General features: G+C 72.0%; 2 protein-coding genes and 1 pseudogene. All 3 read left to right on the forward strand.

The annotated features are described in order from the left end of the window. A pseudogene (locus tag YU1_RS34975) lies at positions 1–1002 on the forward strand (amino acid adenylation domain-containing protein); the annotation flags it as partial. A gap of 15 nt (positions 1003–1017) precedes the next feature. Next, a complete protein-coding gene (locus tag YU1_RS34980; RefSeq protein WP_425339179.1) occupies positions 1018–1710 on the forward strand; it encodes a phosphopantetheine-binding protein in 693 nt (230 codons plus the stop codon). Beyond that, positions 1707–1906: condensation domain-containing protein (locus YU1_RS0125630; protein WP_029006464.1), on the forward strand; the 200-nt coding region annotated here is incomplete at its 3' end. The genes YU1_RS34980 and YU1_RS0125630, both read left to right, overlap by 4 nt.

The following is a 1906-nucleotide window of genomic DNA, read 5'->3' on the forward strand; positions in this document are numbered from 1 at the left end:
CTGCTCGCCATCCTCAAGGCCGGCGGCGCCTATGTGCCGCTCGATCCCGCCTATCCCGCCGAGCGCTCCGCCTTCATGCTCGCCGACAGCGCCGCGGCCCTGATCATCACCGACCATCCCCTGCCCGAGGCCCTCGCCGTGCCCGAGGGCTGCAATGTCCTCACCCTCGACGCCTGCCGCGCAGCCGCCGCCACCCTCGATCCCGCGCCCCTCGACACCCTCATCCCGCCCGATGCCCTCGCCTATGTCCTCTACACATCTGGCTCCACAGGAACACCCAAGGGCGTCGCAGTCGAGCAGCGCAATGTGATCGCCTTGCTGGCCTGGGCGTGGGAGGCCTATCCGGCGGGCGCGCTGGCACGGGTGCTGTGCTCCACCTCGCTGTGCTTCGACCTGTCGGTGTTCGAGATCTTCGTGCCGCTGACCGCAGGCGGCACCTGCCTGATCGTGCGCGACCTGCTGGCCCTGGTGGACGGCGCCGCCGAGGTTCCCCCCACGCTGGTCAACACCGTGCCATCGGTGCTGGAGGAAGCGCTGCGCATCGCGCCGCTGCCGCCCGGCGTGGCGGTGGTCAATCTCGCCGGTGAGCCGCTGCTCGGCACGCTCGCCCATCGCGTGCGCGCCCTCACCGGGGCCGAGGTCTACAATCTCTACGGCCCGACCGAGGACACGGTCTATTCCACCGCCTACCGGGTGCGCGGCGGCGAGGGCGAGGCCGGCATTCCCATCGGCGCCCCCTTGGCCAACGGCATTGTCCATGTGCTCGACCGCTGGATGGAGCCGGTGCCGCCGGGGGTGACGGGCGAGATCCACCTCGGCGGCGCCGGCCTTGCCCGCGGCTACCTGGGCCGGCCGGAGCTGACGCGCGAGCGCTTCGTGGCCGATCCCTTTCGCCCAGGCGGGCGGCTCTATTGCACCGGCGACCTCGGCCGGCGGCGCGCGGACGGCACGGTCGACTACCTCGGCCGGCGCGACAGCCAGGTGAAGATCCGCGGCTTCCGGGTGGAACTGGGCGAGGTGGAGGCAGCGCTGCTGGCCTGCCCCGGCGTCCGGCAGGCCGCCTGCGACGCCATCGGCAGCGGCGCCGACCGCCGCCTCGCGGCCTGGCTGGTGGCCGACGCCGGCCTCGACACGGCCCTCGTCCGCCGCACCCTCGCCCGCCGGCTGCCCGACCACATGGTGCCCGGCGCCTTCGCCCTGGTCGATCACATGCCGCAGACACCCACCGGCAAGCTCGACCGCAAGGCGCTGCCGCCCATCGTCGACGGCGGCGACCGGCAGGCGTTCGCTCCGCCCGAGACGCCGCTGCAGGAGATGCTGGCCGCCGTCTGGGCGGACATATTGGGCCGCAGCCGCATCGGCATCTTCGACAATTTCTTCGATCTCGGCGGCCACTCCTTGCTGGCCACGCGCGTGGTGTCGCTTCTGCGCGGCAGGCTCGGCCTGGATGTGGCGCTGATGATGGTGTTCGAACGCCCGACCATCGCGGATCTCGCCGCCGCCCTGGAAGACGCGGCCCCCGGCCGGCCGCTCCCCGCGCCCGACCGGCCCATGGCCGCCGGGTCCGCCGATCGCTTCGACGACGTGTCCGACGATCAGCTGGATCTCGTACTGGCACGGCTGCTGGGCGGGCAGGCGCAGGCCGAAGACGACTTCACCCGGACGACACCGGCCCAGGGGAACCGCGTCGAGGAGATCATGGCCAAATGACACTTCCCCTGCACATCGCCACGCTGTCCCCGGCGGAAAAGCGCCAGTTGCTGGCCAAGCTCCTGGCCGAGCAGACGGACGGCCCGCGGGAATATCCCGTCTCCTTCGCGCAGGAGCGTCTGTGGTTCTTCGAGCAGTTGCATCCGGGCAGCGCGGTCTACAACATCCCCGTGGCGCTCCGCCTGCCCGGCAGCCT

Source organism: Azorhizobium doebereinerae UFLA1-100 (genome assembly GCF_000473085.1).
Lineage (GTDB): Bacteria > Pseudomonadota > Alphaproteobacteria > Rhizobiales > Xanthobacteraceae > Azorhizobium > Azorhizobium doebereinerae.